This is a genomic window from Mariniflexile sp. (assembly GCF_052728615.1).
The window spans coordinates 1-20017 of sequence record NZ_JBFVFE010000001.1 but is presented as its reverse complement, the minus strand read 5'-3'; the positions used below and the strand labels follow the sequence as shown (position 1 = coordinate 20017).

General features: G+C 35.7%; 19 protein-coding genes and 2 pseudogenes. 12 read left to right on the top strand and 9 right to left on the bottom strand.

Features of this window, described 5'->3' with window-relative positions; genetic code table 11:
• Positions 1-100: 100 nt before the first annotated feature.
• Entirely contained in the window at positions 101-1150 is a 1050-nt protein-coding gene (locus tag ACU1LP_RS00105; protein ID WP_445735230.1) for a glycosyltransferase, read from the top strand.
• Here the strand turns inward: ACU1LP_RS00105 and ACU1LP_RS00100 are convergent.
• Together ACU1LP_RS00100 and ACU1LP_RS00095 are read right to left on the bottom strand one after the other, a co-directional pair.
• The gene (locus tag ACU1LP_RS00100; RefSeq protein ID WP_445735229.1) at positions 1133-2176 is read right to left on the bottom strand and encodes a sensor histidine kinase; all 1044 of its coding nucleotides are present in this window, start codon (positions 2174-2176) and stop codon (positions 1133-1135) included. The two genes, ACU1LP_RS00105 and ACU1LP_RS00100, sit on opposite strands and share 18 nt — an antisense overlap.
• Complete coding sequence (locus tag ACU1LP_RS00095) at positions 2176-2856, bottom strand: response regulator transcription factor (protein ID WP_445735228.1); 681 nt, start codon at positions 2854-2856, stop codon at positions 2176-2178. The genes ACU1LP_RS00100 and ACU1LP_RS00095 overlap by 1 nt, the downstream gene beginning before the upstream one ends.
• Positions 2857-3058: 202 nt before the next feature.
• Here ACU1LP_RS00095 and ACU1LP_RS00090 point away from each other — a divergent pair, with 202 nt between their 5' ends.
• From ACU1LP_RS00090 to ACU1LP_RS00080, 3 genes are all read left to right on the top strand, one after another.
• Positions 3059-3400, top strand: coding sequence for a T9SS type A sorting domain-containing protein (locus ACU1LP_RS00090; protein WP_445731773.1), 342 nt, complete (start codon positions 3059-3061; stop codon positions 3398-3400).
• Positions 3401-3655: 255 nt separating this feature from the next.
• The gene (locus ACU1LP_RS00085; protein ID WP_445734348.1) at positions 3656-4636 is read left to right on the top strand and encodes a LuxE/PaaK family acyltransferase; all 981 of its coding nucleotides are present in this window, start codon (positions 3656-3658) and stop codon (positions 4634-4636) included.
• A 39-nt stretch (positions 4637-4675) separates the two neighbouring features.
• Positions 4676-5047 carry a YHS domain-containing (seleno)protein gene (locus ACU1LP_RS00080; RefSeq protein WP_445734349.1) on the top strand — a complete coding sequence of 124 codons (372 nt, stop codon included), beginning with the start codon at positions 4676-4678 and terminating at the stop codon, positions 5045-5047.
• Positions 5048-5411: 364 nt separating this feature from the next.
• Here ACU1LP_RS00080 and tyrS read toward each other — a convergent pair whose 3' ends face one another.
• Positions 5412-6707: a tyrosine--tRNA ligase gene (gene tyrS, locus ACU1LP_RS00075; RefSeq protein ID WP_445734350.1), complete on the bottom strand. Its 1296-nt coding sequence runs from the start codon at positions 6705-6707 to the stop codon at positions 5412-5414.
• 163 nt (positions 6708-6870) lie between these two features.
• Between tyrS and ACU1LP_RS00070 the strand changes: the two genes are divergently transcribed.
• Positions 6871-7878 carry an NAD-dependent epimerase/dehydratase family protein gene (locus ACU1LP_RS00070; RefSeq protein ID WP_445734351.1) on the top strand — a complete coding sequence of 336 codons (1008 nt, stop codon included), beginning with the start codon at positions 6871-6873 and terminating at the stop codon, positions 7876-7878.
• On the opposite strand, the gene ACU1LP_RS00065 is transcribed toward ACU1LP_RS00070, so the two are convergent.
• The 3 genes from ACU1LP_RS00065 to ACU1LP_RS00055 all read right to left on the bottom strand — a co-directional run bounded on the left by ACU1LP_RS00065 (position 7838) and on the right by ACU1LP_RS00055 (position 10623).
• A complete protein-coding gene (locus ACU1LP_RS00065) occupies positions 7838-8371 on the bottom strand; it encodes a DUF4296 domain-containing protein (protein WP_445731778.1) in 534 nt (177 codons plus the stop codon). The genes ACU1LP_RS00070 and ACU1LP_RS00065 overlap by 41 nt on opposite strands.
• Positions 8368-9714, bottom strand: coding sequence for a dihydroorotase (locus ACU1LP_RS00060; protein WP_445731779.1), 1347 nt, complete (start codon positions 9712-9714; stop codon positions 8368-8370). Before ACU1LP_RS00060 ends, ACU1LP_RS00065 begins: the two co-directional genes overlap by 4 nt.
• Before the next feature lie 186 nt (positions 9715-9900).
• Positions 9901-10623 (bottom strand): polyprenol monophosphomannose synthase, encoded by a 723-nt coding sequence (locus ACU1LP_RS00055; protein WP_445735227.1) that lies wholly within the window; start codon positions 10621-10623, stop codon positions 9901-9903.
• A 160-nt stretch (positions 10624-10783) separates the two neighbouring features.
• Between ACU1LP_RS00055 and ACU1LP_RS00050 the strand changes: the two genes are divergently transcribed.
• Together ACU1LP_RS00050 and ACU1LP_RS00045 are read left to right on the top strand one after the other, a co-directional pair.
• On the top strand, positions 10784-11392 hold the full coding sequence (locus ACU1LP_RS00050) for a DUF4271 domain-containing protein (protein ID WP_445731781.1): 609 nt from the start codon (positions 10784-10786) through the stop codon (positions 11390-11392).
• Between the two features lie 20 nt (positions 11393-11412).
• Positions 11413-12162, top strand: coding sequence for a uroporphyrinogen-III synthase (locus ACU1LP_RS00045; RefSeq protein ID WP_445735226.1), 750 nt, complete (start codon positions 11413-11415; stop codon positions 12160-12162).
• Positions 12163-12268: 106 nt separating this feature from the next.
• On the opposite strand, the gene pckA is transcribed toward ACU1LP_RS00045, so the two are convergent.
• Together pckA and ACU1LP_RS00035 are read right to left on the bottom strand one after the other, a co-directional pair.
• On the bottom strand, positions 12269-13885 hold the full coding sequence (pckA, locus tag ACU1LP_RS00040; protein WP_445735225.1) for a phosphoenolpyruvate carboxykinase (ATP): 1617 nt from the start codon (positions 13883-13885) through the stop codon (positions 12269-12271).
• 61 nt (positions 13886-13946) lie between these two features.
• Entirely contained in the window at positions 13947-14333 is a 387-nt protein-coding gene (locus tag ACU1LP_RS00035; protein WP_445735224.1) for a DUF423 domain-containing protein, read from the bottom strand.
• Positions 14334-14412: 79 nt separating this feature from the next.
• On the opposite strand from ACU1LP_RS00035, the gene ACU1LP_RS00030 reads away from it, so the two are divergent.
• The 3 genes and pseudogenes from ACU1LP_RS00030 to ACU1LP_RS00020 all read left to right on the top strand — a co-directional run bounded on the left by ACU1LP_RS00030 (position 14413) and on the right by ACU1LP_RS00020 (position 17020).
• Positions 14413-15777, top strand: coding sequence for a saccharopine dehydrogenase family protein (locus ACU1LP_RS00030; protein ID WP_445735223.1), 1365 nt, complete (start codon positions 14413-14415; stop codon positions 15775-15777).
• A 170-nt stretch (positions 15778-15947) separates the two neighbouring features.
• Positions 15948-16397: pseudogene (locus tag ACU1LP_RS00025) on the top strand (Lrp/AsnC ligand binding domain-containing protein).
• A 92-nt stretch (positions 16398-16489) separates the two neighbouring features.
• Positions 16490-17020, top strand: coding sequence for a DUF3575 domain-containing protein (locus ACU1LP_RS00020; RefSeq protein ID WP_445731786.1), 531 nt, complete (start codon positions 16490-16492; stop codon positions 17018-17020).
• Between the two features lie 285 nt (positions 17021-17305).
• Here the strand turns inward: ACU1LP_RS00020 and ACU1LP_RS00015 are convergent, their stop codons facing one another.
• Complete coding sequence (locus ACU1LP_RS00015; RefSeq protein WP_445735222.1) at positions 17306-18847, bottom strand: glycine--tRNA ligase; 1542 nt, start codon at positions 18845-18847, stop codon at positions 17306-17308.
• Positions 18848-19118: 271 nt separating this feature from the next.
• On the opposite strand from ACU1LP_RS00015, the gene ACU1LP_RS00010 reads away from it, so the two are divergent.
• The gene (locus ACU1LP_RS00010) at positions 19119-19625 is read left to right on the top strand and encodes a hypothetical protein (protein ID WP_445735221.1); all 507 of its coding nucleotides are present in this window, start codon (positions 19119-19121) and stop codon (positions 19623-19625) included.
• A gap of 93 nt (positions 19626-19718) precedes the next feature.
• Positions 19719-20017, top strand: a pseudogene (locus ACU1LP_RS00005) (hypothetical protein); the annotation flags it as partial.

Below are 20017 nucleotides of genomic sequence, written 5' to 3'. Positions count from 1 at the left end.
GTGAGGGACTGCAATGAAAAGCCCACAGCGATCCCGATAGCTATCGGGAGAGCGAGGACTTGTAATGGAAAGCCCGACCCTTGTGGGCACGCCCAAAAACATGAAGAAAAAAAGAATTTTAGTAGCACCTTTGAATTGGGGTTTAGGACATGCCACACGATGCATCCCCATTATAAATGCTTTGATTGCAAATAACTTTGTTCCTGTTATTGCCAGTGATGGGGTCGCCCTTATGCTTTTGCAAAAAGAATTCCCGAGCTTATCTACCATCAAACTACCTTCATACCACGTAACTTATGCTAGGAACGGAAAATTTTTAAAGCTGAAACTTCTTAAAGACTCCCCTAAACTGTTAAAAGCCATTAAGGCTGAAAAAAAAATGCTTAAGGATATTGTTGAAATGCAAAATATTAGTGGGATTATTTCTGATAACCGCTTGGGATTTTACCATAAAAGGGTGCCTTCGGTTTTTATAACGCACCAGTTGCATGTATTAAGTGGAAATACCACATGGATCAGCACCAAAATCCATGAAAAATCCATTAAAAAATTTGATGCGTGTTGGGTGCCGGACGTGGATGGCGAAATTAATTTTAGTGGTAAATTAGGGTACGCCGGTTCTTTTGAAATACCAACAACTTATATAGGACCGTTAAGCAGGTTTGAAAAGAAAGGTTTGAAAATTGTGAACGATGTACTGATTTTGCTCTCTGGACCAGAACCACAACGCAGCTTGCTTGAGGAAAAACTTTTATCGGAATTTAAAACCTATCCGGGAAAAGTATATGTAGTTAGGGGTGTGATGGAAAATGAACAGACCATAAAATTGATGGGCAATATGACGGTTTATAATTTTATGACCTCAGCCTTGTTGGAAAAAACCATAAATGAAAGCGCTTTGGTTATATCTAGGTCTGGTTATACTACCATCATGGATTTGGCCAAACTGAACAAAAAAGCTTTTTTTATACCAACGCCCGGGCAGTTTGAACAGGAATATTTGGCGAAGCGCCTTACAGAAATGCGTTTAGTGCCAAGTTGTAAACAAGAGGACTTTACTATGGATAAAATTAAGGATACCGATGATTACAAAGGTTTGGAACCTGTTGATTTTGAGGTTGATTTTAAAGCGTTATTTAGCCTTTTCTAAAGTAAAGGAAAACTCGCTTCCCACACCATATTCACTTTCCACATATATTTTTTCGTCGTGCGCCTCTATAATATGCTTGACTATGGAAAGCCCAAGGCCAGAACCGCCTTCTTTACGCGAACCGCTTTTATCAACCCTGTAAAAACGTTCGAACAAACGGGGCAAATGCACTTTTCCAATACCTTCACCATTATCGGTAACTCTTACAATAACCCTATTTTTTATCAGGTTTTCAATACTAACTTCGGTGGTGCCTTTTTCTCGTCCGTATTTTATGGAATTAACAATTAAGTTTGCCAATACTTGCTGGATGCGCTCTTTATCGGCATTCACCAAAATAGGATTTAAATAATCAGAATCAAATGTAAGCGTAATCCTCTTTTTTGAAGCTTTCATTTCAAGCATGTCGAACACATTTTTTACCAATTCAACGATGTTGAAAACCTCTCTATTCAAACTCAAATCGCCCACTTCAAGCTTGGTAATCATATCTAGGTCTTTAATAATATAACCCAGTCTTTCTACCCCTTTGCTCGCTCTTTCCAAATATTTTTCCCTAAGTGCTTTGTCGTTCATGGCGCCATCCAACAAGGTTAAAACATACCCTTGGACGGTAAACAGTGGTGTTTTTAATTCGTGGGAAACGTTTCCTAAAAATTCCTTTCGGTAGTTTTCCCTAACTTTGAGGGTTTCTATTTCAATTTTTTTATCGCGGGCAAACTTATCTATTTCTTCGGTAAGCGTTTTCATATCGGTGGTAATGGCCCCTTTGGATATGGTTGTAGATTCTAAAAGTGTTAAATCGTCGTATATTTTTTTAACACGTTTATAGATAAAACGTTCTACCCGATACTGAATAACAATAAAAGAAACCACGAACATACTAGCGGAAAATGCAAAAATAACCCAACCGTTTATGGCATAATAAGCATATAAAAAAACACTCGTTAAGAGCGTTATAAATAGTGTGATGTAGAGCGATGTCATGATCGCAAACTTATAAGATTTTTTAAATTTTGGCTGCATTAATCTACAAACTTATAGCCAACACCTTTTATGGTTTTAAAACTATCGTCTCCTATTTTTTCGCGAAGTTTACGAATATGGACATCAATGGTCCTTCCGCCAACAACAACTTCGTTACCCCAAACAGAATCTAAAATTTCATCACGTTTAAAAACTTTTCCTGGTTTTGACGCCAATAAAGATAGTAATTCAAACTCTTTTCTTGGTAAAATAATTTCTTTTCCTTTTGAAGTTATTTTGTATTCGTCCCTATTTATTTCCAGAGTACCAATTTTAAACGTATCGGCAACGTCATCTTCCTTAAAACGCCTTAAAAGCGCCTTCACCTTACTTACCAATACTTTAGGTTTAATGGGTTTGGTTATATAATCATCGGCACCCGCATCAAAACCGGCAACTTGCGAGTAATCTTCCCCTCTAGCAGTTAAAAAAACAATAAGTGTGTTTTGTAAATCAGGATTTTTTCTGATGATTTCGCAGGCTTCAATACCATCCATTTCGGGCATCATCACATCCAAAATAATTAAATTAGGAAGTTCTTTTTTTGCTTTTTTAACAGCTTCCTGACCGTTTTCAGCAGTAATGACTTGATACCCTTCACTGGACAGATTGTAACTAACTATTTCTAAAATGTCCGGTTCATCGTCTACCAACAAGATTTTAATGTCCTTTTTTTTCATTTCCTAAAAATAAATAAAACGCAATTATTTAAGTAAAGATAGAACTAATAACATGATATTATAAAATTTCCAAGATAAATAACATTAAGGTAACAAACAGTTTACGGTAAATTAATCTTTCGTTAAAACACACTTATCTTTAACACTTTTTTGGCATCACTTTTGTTGTAATTTAATACCTTTACGGCATTGAATTGAATAGATGAAAAAAAACTACTTTATACTTTTATTTTTTGTTTTAGCATTTGCAACTGCCCAACAAGGGCACAGTCAAAGTTTCGCTAACACGAATTCTATTCAACAAAATATAGAAGACCTTTCTATATACCCTAATCCTGTTACTAACGGCAAAATATTTATTTATATTTCATCAAAACGTGATTTAACCAAAAAAATTGAGTTTTATAACGTTTTAGGAAAAGAAGTGTTTTCTACCGTTTTAACTGGCAAAGAATTAAACATATCTAACTTAAGCAAAGGTGTTTATATCTTAAAAATTACTGAAGATAACATAAGTGAAACCAGAAAATTGGTGATAAAGTAATCATTTTTGTCGGGTAGAGATTCAAGACCGCTGTTAGAATATAGACTTTATAGTAACTAATTGATAAACACACTTACTATTTTTTTAAACTTTTTGAAATCCTTGATTTTTATTAGGAGGTTGAAACTAGGTGATAATCGAGAGATACATCCTAAAAATAGGACAAGTGACATTTTTATCAGACAACACTGAAAAATCATAATATTAAGAACGTTGCCAATAGCAACGTTTTTTTATTTTCTCTACTTTTGTTCCATGATAAACACAAACACCATTTTTAATGTTCAAACCGAAGAAGAATTTGAAGATTTGGCATTGCAAATTTTTAAATTTCAGTTTGAAAACAACCGTGTTTATCGTTCGTTTTGCGATTTGCTGTACAAACACCCCAGCGATGTAAAAACGATAGTGGACATTCCGTTTTTGCCCATTCAATTTTTTAAAACCCATCCTGTTTTAAGTTCAAAAGAACCTGAACAAACAGTATTTACAAGCTCTGGAACCACAGGAAGCATATCGAGCAAGCACTTAGTTACCGATTTAAAAATTTACGAACAAAGTTTCTCCAAAGGCTTTCAACAGTTTTATGGTACTATTGAGGATTATGTAATTTTAGCATTGTTGCCATCTTATTTAGAACGCAAAGGCTCCTCTTTAATTTATATGGTTGATGCCTTAATAAAACAATCCAACCAACCTGAGAGTGGGTTTTATTTAAATAACATATCAGTATTAAAAGATACTTTGATCAAATTAGATTCCGAAGGAAAAAAAGTATTACTTATTGGGGTGTCTTTCGCTTTAATGGATTTGGTTGAAACCTATCAATTCAACTTGAAACATACCATTATTATGGAAACCGGTGGTATGAAAGGGCGCAGAAAAGAATTGATTAGAGACGAACTGCACACGCAATTAAAACAGGGCTTCGGTGTTGAAACCATTCATTCTGAATATGGCATGACCGAATTGTTAAGTCAGGCGTATTCCAAAGGAAATGGCATTTTTAACACCCCAAACTGGATGCGTGTTTTAACCCGAGACACCGAAGATGCTTTAACCATAAACCCCAAAGGAAAAGCTGGAGGCATTAATGTGATTGATTTAGCAAATATTAATTCCTGCTCGTTTAATGCTACGCAAGATTTAGGAAGGGTTTATGAAAACGACACTTTTGAAGTGATAGGTCGTTTTGATAATTCTGATATTCGTGGATGTAATTTGATGGTTTTGTAATTTATAAATTTCTTTCCGACTTATTATAAAAATCAATTTATGAAAAGTCTTGTTCCCTTATTTTTACTCTTTGTTTCTGTTAGTTTTTCGCAGACTACCGATTATAATACAAAAAAAGGATTTGCTGCAAATGGTTACGATGTGGTTGCTTATTTTGACAATAAATCTGTGGAAGGCCATAAAAATTTCGTCACAACATTTGATGGTATAAACTATAAATTTTCATCCAAAAAAAATCTAAATACATTTACTAAAAACCCCGAAAAATTTGTACCGCAATATGGTGGATACTGCGCTTATGCCATTGCTGCCAAAAACGATAAAGTGGGTATAAACCCAGAAGCTTTTCTAGTAAAAGATGGCAAACTGTATTTATTTTACAATGAACTCATCTTGACTTTTTGTTTTTAACCGAAAACGAGATAAAATTTGTTCAGATGAGGCACTTTTTGAAAGGCATAGCATCGCTACGCATAAAAAAGGTAACGAAATATGGAAGAATTTTAGTAGTTTTTTAGGAAATAGAAGAAGCCAAGATGAGTTCAATACTTGGGGAACCAATACTTTGGAATTATGGAAGAAAGAAAATCCAGAACTTTTAAAAGATAAAGCCAATAAAAACTGGGAACAGATAAAATTTAAAAAATGATCTATTTATTTGTAAGTTCTAAAAACAACTAACGACTATAATGAAACTTTGAAAAAGAAAGATTAATTTTTTTAGTTGGTTGGTTAGTATAAAGCCTGGGTTTCTCACTTAGGCTTTATTGTTTTTTTAAACCATTCTTAAAACAAAATAATTCTTTTTTCCACGCTGCAACAACACAAATTTATTATTTATTAAGTCTTTTGTGGTAATGGTATAATCTTCTTGTACTTTTTCTTTATTGACCGAAACCGCGTTTTCCTTTAAGGCACGACGCGCTTCACTGTTCGATTTTAAAAAGCCTCCTTTTTCTGCCAAGGCTGCAATAATATCCAATCCAGATTCTATGTCTGTTTGTGATATTTCAGTTAACGGAACGCCATCAAAAACATCTAAAAAAGTCTGTTCATTAAGTTTCTTTAAATCATCTCCCGTGGAATTTCCAAAAAGAATCTCACTTGCTTTTATGGCATTTTCCAAGTCATCTTTAGAATGAACCATGGTCGTGATTTCCTCGGCTAAACGTTTTTGCAATATGCGTAAATGAGGTGCTTCTTTATGTTCACTAATTAAATTAGTGATGTCCTCTTCGGTTAAAAAGGTAAAAATTTTAATGTATTTTTCAGCATCTTCATCCGTAGAATTCAACCAGTATTGGTAGAACTTGTAGGGCGACGTTCTATTGGCGTCCAACCACACATTACCGCCTTCTGATTTTCCAAATTTTGAACCATCCGATTTTGTGATCAACGGACACGTAATGGCAAATCCTTTTCCGCCAGCCATACGTCTAATCAATTCCGTGCCCGTTGTAATATTTCCCCATTGGTCGCTTCCGCCCATTTGGATGGAACAGTCTTTTTCTTTATATAAATGAAGAAAATCGTAACCTTGAACCAGTTGATAAGTGAATTCGGTAAAACTCATCCCTTCTGAAGAATCGGAAGAAATCCGGTTTTTAACCGAATCTTTTGCCATCATATAATTTACTGTGATATGCTTCCCAACATCCCGGATAAATTCCAAAAACGAAACGTTTTTCATCCAATCGTAATTGTTTACTAAAACCGCGGCATTGGCAACGTTATTTTCAAAATCCAAAAAATGGGCCAGTTGGTTTTTTATGGCTTCTTGGTTATGGCGTAAGGTTTTTTCATCCAATAATGCACGCTCACTGGATTTTCCAGACGGGTCGCCAATCATTCCCGTAGCGCCACCAACCAATGCCACGGGCTTATGCCCACAACGTTGGTAATGCGCCAGTAACATAATAGGCACTAAGTTTCCAATATGTAAAGAATCGGCAGTAGGATCGAAACCCACATAAGCACTTCGCATGCTTTCCATTAAATGTTCCTCTGCTCCTGGCATTGCGGTATGTACCATACCTCGCCAAGTTAATTCTTCAACAAAATTCCTTATCATTATTTTTTTGATTTTTTTAAAACTAGGGCAAAGATAAAAATAAAAACAAAGAAAAGCCCCCTACCCCCAAAGGGGGAACCACTGAAGCCCCAAAAAAAGAATAAACCGCAATATTAGGAGTTCCCGCTTTGCGAGTTATGGGGCTTTTCACTATTTTAGCCGCATGGTTTTAGTAACAGGAGGTACCGGTTTAGTTGGCGCGCATTTACTTTATAAGTTAGTGGGCAATAACGAAAAAGTGAGAGCTATTTACAGGAATGAACGTAAATTACAGCAAGTAAAAGATGTTTTTGGCACCTACACCAGCAATTATAAAGTCCTTTTTGAATCCATTGAATGGGTCCAAGCGGATATTTTGGATATTCCCGCATTGACTGAAGCGTTCAAAGATGTTTTATACGTATACCATTGTGCCGCTTTCGTATCTTTTGAACCCGATAAATACCATTTATTAAGAAAAACAAATATTGAAGGCACTGCCAATATTGTGAACCTTTGCATTTCAAATACCATTAAAAAGTTATGTTATGTAAGCTCTGTTGCCACTTTGGGAACACCCTTAAAAAATGAGGCCATTACCGAAGAAACCAATTGGAACCCTGAAGAGGACAATAATGTGTATGCCATAACAAAATACGGTGCGGAAATGGAAGTTTGGCGCGGCACCCAAGAAGGTTTAAATATGGTAATGGTAAACCCAGGTGTTATTTTAGGTGCTGGTATTTGGAAATATGGCACGGGCAGTCTTTTTAAAAGAGCGCATAACGGTTTAAAATATTATACGTCTGGCACCGTAGCACTTGTTTCGGTTGAAGATGTTGTAACCGCTATGGTGGCTTTAATGAAAAGTGACATCACCAACGAACGTTATGTATTAGTAGCAGAAAACTGGACTTACAAGCAGTTTTTACAAACTTTGGCCGCATCTGTAAAAGCAAATCCTCCTAAAAAAATGGCGAGCCGTTTATTATTGAATATAGCTTGGAGATTGGATTGGTTGGCACATAAACTAATGGGTAAACGAAGGCAGTTAACAAAGCAACTTGCGCATTCTTTAACCACAGAAAGCCATTATAGTAATGATAAATTAAAATCAGTAATAAATTATAACTTTAAAGATGTAAAGGACACTATTTTGGAGGTTGGAGATCTTTATCTGAAACAGGTTTGACCATTACTCTTTCTTCCTTTTTTAGCCTATTTTTCAATGAATTTTTTGATAGTGAATCCATTTTAATGCTTCTTATTGAATCTGGCAATTTCAAGTAATCTAGAGAGTCTTTTTCTCTTTTTATCTTTGCTTTTTCCTCTTTCAATTTCAGTTCATTAAATACTGTTTTAAGGGTTTCTAAGCTGTCTGTTACCTTATTGTAAATGTCTTCATAATCCTTTGCACGATACGCATAGTATTCGTTGCTTAAAGCAAACTGCAAACTATCTATTCCATGTTTTTCAAAAACATAGGTGTCCAATTTAACCCCATATTTTTGCATCGTATCTTTATATTTAGAGTTAGAAGAACTTATTAGTCTGGCATCAATTAATATGGCAACCATTTTTGCTTTGGAAATTAAATCCTTTGGTTTTTTGGGACCTCCAAAAACATTACATGACGTAACAACCAAAATAATTCCCAGAAATAAAATAATCTGTTTTAACATCATCTATTAAAAGTTAATCGCTTAGCAGAATTTACATCGTTAAATTTAGGGTTTTGATATACCAAGCCTCCATTTACAAAGGTATGGGTAATTCTCGATTTAAAGGTAGTGCCCTCAAAAGGCGACCAGCCACATTTGTATAGAATATTTTCTTTTTTAACAGTCCATGGATTGTTTAAATCCACCAACACCAAATCGGCAAAATAGCCTTCCTTTATATATCCTCTTTTTTCCACTTGAAATAAAATAGCCGGATTATGGCACATTTTTTCCACAATCTTTTCAATGGATATTTTCCCTTTATGGTACATTTCCAACATGGCAGGTACCGCGTGCTGCACTAATGGCCCGCCCGAAGGGGCTTTGGTATAAACGTTTTTCTTTTCCTCCAAAGTATGTGGCGCATGGTCGGTGGCAATCACATCAATTCTATCGTCCAATAAAGCCTCCCATAATTGTTCTCGGTCTTTGGACGTTTTTATAGCAGGATTCCATTTTATTAAGGTGCCTTTTTTATCGTAATCTTCATCTGTAAACCATAGATGGTGGATACAAACTTCGGCAGTTATTTTTTTGTCTTTTAAAGGAATTTTATTGCTGAACAAATTGGTTTCTTTCCCTGTTGAAAGATGGAAAACATGCAATCTAGCACCTGTTTTTTGGGCTAACTTTATGGCGTTGGAAGACGATATATAACACGCTTCCTCACTTCTAATAATAGGATGCTGTTTTACGGGAATATCTTCACCATACTTCTCTAAATGCGCTTGGAAATTCCTCTCTATGGTTGCTTCGTCTTCACAATGGACTGAAATCACCATATTGGTACTTTTAAAAATTTTCTCCAACACTTTTGGGTCATCAACCAACATATTGCCTGTTGAAGACCCTAAAAATAATTTTAAACCTGCAACGGTTTTAGGATCTACTTTTAAAATTTCATCCAAATTATCATTGGTGCCACCAAACATAAACGAATAGTTTGCAGCGGATGTTTTTAATGCAATTTCAAACTTTTCCTCTAATTTTTCAATGGTAGTAGTTTGCGGATTGGTGTTGGGCATTTCAATAAACGAGGTAATGCCTCCTGCTATGGCCGCTTTGGATTCGGTTTCAATAGTCGCCTTTTTTGTCAACCCGGGTTCTCTAAAGTGAACTTGGTCGTCAATAGCTCCCGGCAACAAGTATTTTCCTTCTCCATCTATTACAAAAACTTCCGAAGATTTTGCACTTATGGAATCGCTAACTTCCTTAATATATTCCCCTTCAATTAATATATCGCCTTTAAAAATAATGCCTTCATTTACAATGTGGACATTTTTAATAAGTGTTGTTTTTAACTTCATGTGTTCAATTTATTGTTTTTCAATGGTCACATGGTGCATCCATTTAAGCATTCTTTAGGGTATCAAAATTTAGTTATGGATGGTTCATGTGTTCAATTTATTGTTTTTCAATGGTCACATGGTGCATCCATTTAAGCATTCTTTAGGGTATAAAATTTATATTTATGGATGGTTCATAATAGGTACCTACTTTTTAAATAGACTTTTTAATTTCATTGAAATAACGCCAAAAATAGCTTCAGAAATAATACCTGAACTTAATTTGGATTCTCCCAGGGTCCGATCAGTAAAAATGACAGGCACTTCCACAATATAAAACTTTTTCAAATAGGCTTTGAATTTCATTTCAATTTGAAACGCATAGCCAATAAATTTAACAGTGTCTAAATTTATGGACTCTAAAACCGTGCGTTTATAGCAAACAAATCCAGCGGTGGTATCGTGTATTTTCATGCCTGTAATGATGCGCACATATCTGGAAGCAAAATACGACATCAGCACTCTGCTCATGGGCCAATTCACTACATTCACGCCTGTTATATACCTTGAGCCAATAGCTACATCGGCACCTTTTACGTGGCAGGCATGATGCAACTTGGGCAAATCGTTAGGGTCATGCGAAAAATCGGCATCCATCTCAAAAATATATTGATAGGTTCTTTTTAAACTCCATTTAAACCCATGGATATAGGCAGTGCCCAATCCGGATTTTTGTTTACGCACTTCCAAAAACAGTCTATCGGGAAATTCCTTTTGAAGTTCCTTAACTTTCAAACCCGTTAAATCGGGAGAATTATCATCTACAATAAGAACATGTACAGCTTCCGATTGGGAAAATACGGCCTTGATAATGGCTTCAATATTTTCTATTTCATTGTATGTGGGAATGATAACAACAGTATCGGTCATTCTTCTTGTTTAACGAAAATGCATTAGTTTTTAGCAAATGTACAGTATTAGGCGTTTATTTATTTTAAATATTCCTTAATAATTACCCCTTCTTATAAAATATTTATAATAATTTTACGGGATGCTTAGGGATACTATATCAAACGATTTTTTTATTATTATGCTCGTTGTCAGCCTTGTGGTCATTGCGCTTGCAAAACTGACCTCGCCCAAGCGCTTTAACGATTTTGTTACCGTTTTAGGAAACTCAAAATATCTTAAAATTTATGCTCGCGAACAAAAATTTTTAGACAGGTTTGATGCGCTGTTATTTACCAACTTAATAATTTCTCTATCACTTTTTAGCTATATAGTTTATGGATTTTTTACAGAAACCCGAGTAATTTCCGTGGATACCATGTTTAAATTATCATTCGGTATTTGTGTGTATATTTTGATAAAGGTTTTTGTGGAGCGCCTTATTGGAAGCCTTATGGAGATTGACGAAATGATAGACCAATATCTTTTTCAAAAAATAAGTTACAAGAACTATTTGGGCTTGGTATTAATACCGGTCAATGCTTTTTTACTGTTCAGTTTTAAGCCTACGTTAACCTTTTTTTACGTTATCGTTATATTATTGTTTATTGTAATTATTACTGGATTGATTACTTCAATCAAAGCATATCAAAGTTTAATAAAACATAACTTCTTTTATTTTATTTTGTATCTTTGCGCACTTGAAATTGCACCCGGTATTATATTGTACAAGGTATTCATTTCAAAATAAAGAACTAACTACGTGCCTCTATGAAAGTGAAAACCATTTTAGTATCTCAACCAGAACCTAAAATAGAAAACTCGCCTTACTTCGATTTAATAGACAAACAAAAAGTAAAAATAGATTTCAGACCTTTTATACATGTTGAAGGTGTGCCGGCAAAAGACATTAGACAACAAAAAGTTGATTTAAATAATTACACTGCCATTATTTTAACGAGTAGGAATGCCATTGACCACTTTTTTAGAGTTGCTGAAGAAATGCGATTTAAAGTGCCGGACACGATGAAATATTTTTGCCAGTCTGAAGCAGTTGCCTTTTACCTCCAAAAATATGTGGTATATAGAAAGCGCAAAATTTACGTGGGGAAACGGACGTTTTCTGAACTGTCTCCGCTGATAAAAAAATACAAAGAGGAGAAGTTTTTATTACCTAACACCGACAAAGTTAAAGATGAAGTGCCTGATACCTTGAATGCTTTGGGCGTTAACTGGAAACAAGCTATTTTTTATAAAACCGTAGTTAGCGACCTTTCAGATTTGGCAGATGTTTATTATGATATTTTAGTGTTTTTCAGTCCTTCTGGAATTGAATCTTTATTTCATAATTTCCCCGATTTTAAACAAAATGAAACACGTATAGCTGTTTTTGGTGATACCACCATTAAAGCTGTGGAAGAAAAAGGATTGCGGGTGGATATTGCGGCCCCAACCCCAGAAACCCCCTCCATGACCATGGCACTGGAAAAATATATTGAAAAAGCAAATAAAGGTAAATAAGCGTTTATTTTGGCCTACCCGGAATTGCGAAAAAGCAATTCCGAACTCCCAAAAGGGGAGGTAAATTCGGAAACCCCGAGGTAGAACCGTCGGGCAATTATTTAGATCAAAATGCGTATCGTTGCGGGCCACCGCGTCTAATTTCCTCACTGGCAAAAGCTTCAAACTTTTTGAAATTTTCCCTAAAGGCATTGGTTAACTTAAACGCAGTAGTATAATAGGCTTCATCATTGTTCCATGTGGCTCTGGGGCTTAATACACTGGTTGGAACTCCGGGACATTCCCGAGGTTGCGCTACCCCAAACACTGAATGAATATGGTAATTATCATAACAATACAAACCTAAATCACCATTTAAAACCGCATTGATCATGGCACGGGTATATTTTAACTTCATTCGTGTACCAACACCGTATGGGCCACCTGTCCACCCTGTATTTACTAACCACACGTTGACGCCGGAATCCATCATTTTTTGGCTTAGCATTTCGGCATATTTTGTGGGGTGCAGTGGCATAAATGGCGCACCAAAGCATGCGGAAAAATTTGGGGTTGGCTTCAAAACCCCCGCTTCTGTTCCGGCTACTTTAGCGGTATAACCCGATATAAAATGATAGGCCGCCTGACTAGGCGTTAATTTAGAAATGGGAGGCAATACCCCAAAAGCATCGGCCGTTAAAAAGAAGATGTTTTTTGGATTTTTTCCGATTGAAGGCACTTGAATGTTCCCAATATGATGAATAGGATAACTAACCCGCGTATTTTGGGTAATGGACGTGTCTTCAAATTTCACATGTCCATCTTCATCTAAAATAACATTTTCAAGAATGGCTCCTTTTTTTATCGCATCATAAATTTCCGGTTCGTGTTCTCTAGAAAGATTAATGACCTTAGCATAACAACCACCTTCAAAATTGAACACGCTGTTTTCGGCAGTCCAACCATGCTCGTCATCACCTATCAAACTTCTATTGGGGTCGGTAGAAAGGGTTGTTTTTCCTGTACCGGATAATCCAAAGAAAATAGCGGTATCACCATCCTTCCCTACATTGGCGCTGCAATGCATGGGCAATGTGTTTTTATAAACTGGAAGGATAAAATTCAACGCAGAAAAAATTCCTTTTTTTATTTCGCCCGTATAACCAGTACCACCAATAAGTGCTATTTTTTTAGTGAAGTTTAAAATGGCAAAATTATGCTGCCGGGTTCCATCTACTTCAGCATTTGCCATAAAACCGGGTGCATTAACCACCGTCCATTCGCTTTCAAAAGTATCCAACTCCTTATCCGTTGGACGTAAAAACATATTATAAGCAAACTGGTTGCTCCAAGGGTACTCATTGATTACTCGAATGTTTAACTTGTAATCATCGTCGGCACAAGCATAACAATCCCTAACAAAAACTTCTTTATTGGATAAGTAATCTGTTACCTTATCGTACAGGCTATCAAATTTATCGGCATCAAAAGGAATGTTAATGTTACCCCACCAAACTTTGTCCTTGGTTATGTCATCCTTAACAATAAAACGGTCTTGTGGCGATCGCCCCGTAAATTCACCTGTATTTACAGCCAAAGCTCCGGATGAGGCTTCCACACCTTGACCCTTTTCAATGGCAATTTCATGAAGTTGTTCGGGGGTTAGTTGATATTTAACTTTGGCATTTTTTATTCCATATTTTTCCAACGAAATCGTTTTAGTAATCTGGTTGTGGTCACTCATAATAATAGTCTAAATTATATATTGTGCAAAATTAGAATATTATTTTTACATATTTCTTATTTTAATATTTCATTTTTACGAAATTAATAAAAAGAAATAGCCATGCCATAATTAAGAGCAGCCCACCAATGGGGGTTATAAAACCTATAATTTTAAAATCAAAAGTTGTTAACACATTTGTTGCCAACCCATAAATAGACCCTGAAAAAAGGATAATGCCAACAAGGGTCAAAAAATAAATTTTCTTTTTAGTTTTCTGTCTTATAAGAACGGAGCCTCCAACAAACAACAATAAAATAGCATGGTACATCTGGTAACGCACACCCGTTTCAAACGTTTGTTGTGCTTCCACAGAAATTAATTCCTTTAAAGCATGGGCGCCAAAAGCTCCTAAAACGATGCCTATTACCCCTAAAATGGATGCCGTAACCAATATTGTTTTGTTCATATTAATATGTTGTTTATGCAATAAATGCCTTTGGGATTTATTAAATTAGTCGCTACAAAATTACTTAACAAATCTCATTATGCGAAAGATTTTGCTTATTGGTTCTGGAAAATCAACCTCTTATCTTTTAAAATATTTATTAAATAAATCAACTTCGGAAAATCTGTTTGTTACTGTTGCCGATTTAAATGCGGATGCTGCCAAAAAAAGCATTGGCAACCATTCAAATACAGAAGCTATTGCGTTGGATATTTTTAATGAGGAATCTCGAAGAAACGCCATAAAAAATGCCGACATCGTCATTTCCATGCTGCCAGCTAGTTTACACATTGAAGTCGCTAAAGATTGCATTTTGTTTGGAAAAAACATGGTCACCGCATCATACATAAGTCCTGAAATGCAAGCCTTGAATGATGCAGTAAAGGCAAAAGGACTTCTGTTTTTGAACGAAATTGGCGTAGATCCAGGGCTCGACCACATGAGCGCCATGCAAGTTCTAGATCGTATTCGTGATGAAGGCGGACACGTTATACTTTTTGAATCGTTTACAGGTGGTTTAATTGCACCCGAAAGCGACAACAATCTATGGAATTATAAATTCACTTGGAACCCCCGAAACGTTGTAACGGCCGGTCAAGGTGGTGCCGCAAAGTTTTTACAAGAAGGCACTTATAAATACATTCCTTATAATCGGTTATTCAGACGTACTGAGTTTTTAAATATTGACCATTTTGGTCGTTTTGAAGTGTACGCCAACCGTGATTCGCTTAAATACCAAAGTGTTTATGGTCTAAATAGAGTCCAAACGCTTTACCGAGGCACCATAAGGCGTGTTGGTTTTTGCAGAGCATGGCATATTTTTGTCACTTTAGGGATGACCGACGATAGCTATACCATAGACGATAGCGAAAACATGAGTTACCGCGATTTCGTCAATGCCTTTTTACCCTATAGTCCGTCTGATTCGGTAGAATTAAAATTAAGGCACCAACTTAAAATTGATCAAGACGATATTGTTTGGGATAAACTGGTAGAACTCGATATTTTCAATGCAAAAAAACCTGTGGGACTCAAAAAAGCAACCCCAGCCCAAATTCTCCAAAAAATATTAATGGATAGTTGGACACTCGATACAACCGACAAAGATATGATAGTAATGTACCACAAGTTTGGGTACGAAAAAAACGGAAAACAATATCAAATAGATGCCAGTATGGTGGTTCTTGGCGACGACCAAACCTATACCGCCATGGCTAAAACCGTGGGTTTACCGGTGGCTATGGCGGCTCTTGCTGTTTTAAACGGAAAAATCACTGAAACAGGCGTTAAAATTCCTGTTTTTAAAGAAATCTATCAGCCCATTTTAAACGAGTTAATAACCTTTGGCATCGAATTTAAAGAAAAAGAAGTACCGTATTTAGGCTATAATCCTTTAAATAGTTGATATTTGGGCGTTACCCTACGGGTCGCGCTTTACGCTAAATCTTTTTTTCGTGCCTCAAAAAAGGATACCGCTTCAATCGCTAACGCAGTTTTAGTTTCAATTCAAAACTATATTATTGCATGTATGTTTTAAAATGAAATCCGGTATAAACGAAATCCAAAACCAAACCCATCACCATAGGCGGTATCGACCAAAAAATACTTTGAGCCTTAACTACCGATGCCCGAACACCCATTTTAGAAATCGCTCGAAGCGTAGGTATTTCCGGAGCTGCCATACATCAAAGATTAAAAAAACTGGAAAAATCAAAATTACTAAATGGATCCACATTTATGATAAACCCAAAAGTTTTAGGGTATTCTACACTGGCCTTTGTCGGTATTTATTTGGATAAAGCCATTAATAACGAAGACGTTGTAAGAGCCTTAAAACGTATTCCTGAAGTATTGGAATGCCATTACACCACAGGAAATTATAACATTTTTATCAAACTCCTTTCGCATGACAATGCCCATTTAATGCAATTGCTGAACCACGATATCCAAACCATTAACGGTATTTTAAGAACAGAATCGCTTATTTCTCTGGACCAACAAATTGATAGACAAATCAGTATATAAAAAGTATCTGTAATTGTACAAACAAGTAAGATATTTTGTATTATTGAAGTAAAATTTGAGATTAAAAAATGTAATCTTTAAACAAACTTTTTATGAAAAAATCTATATTATTTTATCTTATCGTTTTCCTTGTGTCATCCTCTATGTTTTCGCAGGAAACCATTGAAAACACATCCACTAAAAATTTCAATGAGTTTAAATTAAATGGATTATATCTTATTCTTGGCGTTTTTGAAGCTAGTTACGAAACCACCTTGAATGATGAATCGGCTGTTGGAATATCCGTTCTGCTTCCTATAGATAATGCTGTTAATAGTGATATAAAATATGCTATTTCTCCATATTATCGCTTTTATTTTGGCGAAAAATATGCTGCTGGTTTTTTTGTGGAAGGCTTTGGAATGTTAAATTCCACCAATCGTAATATTGATCTTTTCGAAAATAATGAAGATGATTTTAGAACAGATTTTGCCTTAGGTTTTGCTGTTGGAGGAAAATGGGTTACCAAAAAAGGTTTCAGTATTGAAATTTTTGGCGGTATTGGACGGAATCTTTTTAATAATGAAGGCACCGATTATGATATTGTAGGTAAAGGCGGTGTAAATCTTGGATATAGATTTTAATAAAATCTTTTATTTCCAATCAAACGTCATTTAATTCCCCTCTTGGGAGGGGTTAGGGGTGGGCAAATTAATATAACCATTTTGTAAATGGGATGAAAAATATAAAACCCACCCCTAGCCCCTCCAAGGAGGGGAACGGTTTATCAAAAATTTTCAACTTCCGAACACATAGGTTTTGAAAACCTGCGAGGTCTGTGTAAAGAAAAAGCACAAAACCCAAGCATTTGCTTGGGTTTTGTGCTTTAATGGATGCTGAAACAAGTTCAGCATGACGAACTACGTTCATCACATTTTCATTAACCAAGTACGGACATTTACTGCTTGATTAATAATGGCTCTTAAATCTTCGATTTTTACCCGTTCTTGTTCCATAGAATCTCTATGACGAATGGTAACCGTGTTGTTTTCTAAAGTATCATGATCTACGGTAATACAAAATGGGGTTCCGTTGGCATCTTGCCTTCTATAACGGCGACCCACTGCATCTTTTTCATCATAGTCCACATTAAAATCCCATTTTAAATCTTCTATTATTTGTTTAGCTATTTCTGGCAAACCATCTTTTTTTACTAATGGCAACACCGCTGCTTTTATTGGCGCCAACACTGCGGGCAGTTTTAAAACGGTTCGTGTGGTATTGTTTTCCAATTCCTCTTCAACTAACGAATTTGAAAATATGGCCAAAAACATCCGGTCCAAACCAATGGATGTTTCTAATACATAAGGTGTATAGCTCGCATTCTCTTCATGGTCAAAATACTGTAATTTTTTACCTGAGAATTTCTCATGCTGACTTAAATCGAAATCGGTACGTGAGTGAATACCTTCTAATTCTTTAAAACCAAATGGGAATTTGAATTCAATATCGGTGGCTGCATCGGCATAATGTGCCAGTTTTTCATGGTCGTGAAAACGGTAATTTTCTGTTCCCATACCTAAAGACAAATGCCATTTCATTCTGGTTTCTTTCCAGTGTTCAAACCATTCCTTTTGAGTGCCTGGTTTAATAAAAAACTGCATTTCCATTTGTTCAAATTCACGCATTCTAAAAATAAACTGTCTTGCTACAATTTCATTTCTAAACGCTTTACCAGTTTGCGCAATTCCGAAAGGAATTTTCAAACGGCCTGTTTTTTGAACATTTAAAAAGTTAACAAAAATACCTTGTGCTGTTTCTGGGCGCAAATATAAATCCATCGCATTTTCGGCTGACGCACCTAATTTTGTTCCGAACATTAAGTTGAATTGCTTAACGTCAGTCCAGTTTCTGCTGCCTGTTAATGGGTCGGCAATTTCCAGCTCTTCAATCAATGCTTTTACATCGGCTAAATCTTCGTTTTCCAAAGATTTTGCCATACGCGAAAGCGTCGTGTTTATTTTTTCTTGATATTCTACAACGCGTGTGTTGGTGGTAACAAATTCTTCTTTATTAAAAGCATCCCCAAAACGTTTCGCTGCTTTGTCAACTTCTTTATCAATTTTAGCTTCAATTTTAGCGCAATAGTCTTCAATCAGCACATCGGCTCTATAGCGTTTTTTAGAATCTTTATTATCAATTAAGGGGTCGTTAAAGGCATCGACGTGCCCTGACGCTTTCCAAGTAGTTGGATGCATAAAAATGGCGGCATCAATGCCCACAATATTATCGTTCATTTGCACCATGGCTTTCCACCAGTAGTCGCGTATGTTTTTCTTTAGTTCTGCACCGTTTTGTGCGTAATCGTAAACTGCACTAAGTCCGTCGTAGATTTCACTACTCTGGAACACGTAACCATACTCCTTTGCGTGAGAGATTACCTTTTTAAATTGATCTTCGTTATTTGCCATGGTGCAAAAATAAAAAAGCGTTTGAAACAAATAGGATTCTTTATTAAAAATATAAGTGTGAATTTACTTAGGTAGATAAAAAGGACTGATTACTAATGTTTTTATTTTTAGAATGTTTGATTTTTAAATAATATGCCACACGAAAGGATTCGTGCGGTAGCTGGGATATTTAAATTCTCAACTGTAACTGATGATTGTGAAATAGTTAATATAACTGAAGGCCGCTTCGATATGAAATATATTCCATAAATAAATTTTAAAACCACCCATTATGAAAAAACTCTTCTTATTAACAATCTTTCTGTGTTATTTTTCTCAAAGTTTTTCGCAAAACAATGATTATTATAATAGGATGCAATATGTCTTTGGCAACATTGATAAAACCAAGGTTACCACAGGCTATTTAAAGGAATTTGGTATCCGGTTTAATGAAGTAGAAGCCTATAGTAGCATAATAAATACAAATAATCTTGTCGATAAAACCCAATGGCAATCGCTTTATAGTTCGCTTTACACCATGCGTGTGGGTACAGTAGCCCAAAATATGGTAGCACCAAATACTGTTTTCAACAACCTTAAAACCCAACAAGCCAACAGTACCGAAGATGTTTTAGTGGCAGCACAATATTACAATTACCAACAATATAAAACCAATGCGGTAAGCAATGGCGATGTTACGGTAAGCAACGACCGTATTTATGATGTAGCGGGCAGAAACCCTTACGACACCAAAACCATTTTTGGAGTTGCGCCCTTAAAAAAGCAATTACAATCTTAACCAAAGCATAACATAAACTGCGGGAAACCTGTAACTAAAACTCACAATAATTTATTAACTTTAATTTATGTAGAAACAATTAAATCAGACCCCATGAAAACACTTACAACGCTTCTAGTTTACAGCCTAATGCTTATGGCAGTTACAAACTGCAAAAACGATGATGATACCCCAAAAAACCCCATAGACCAACTGCCACCGCTCACTCAAACCGGAGAGAATACCTTCGGGTGTTTGGTTAATGGAGAACCATTAGTTATAACTAACTCAAGAGAGCAAGTAGCTATCTACCAACAAGGACAATTGCAATTTGGAGGGGGGGGCATAACTATGATTTTAGGTGATCCAATAGAAATTAATGAGGAATATGATTTAACAGGTAAGGCTAGATT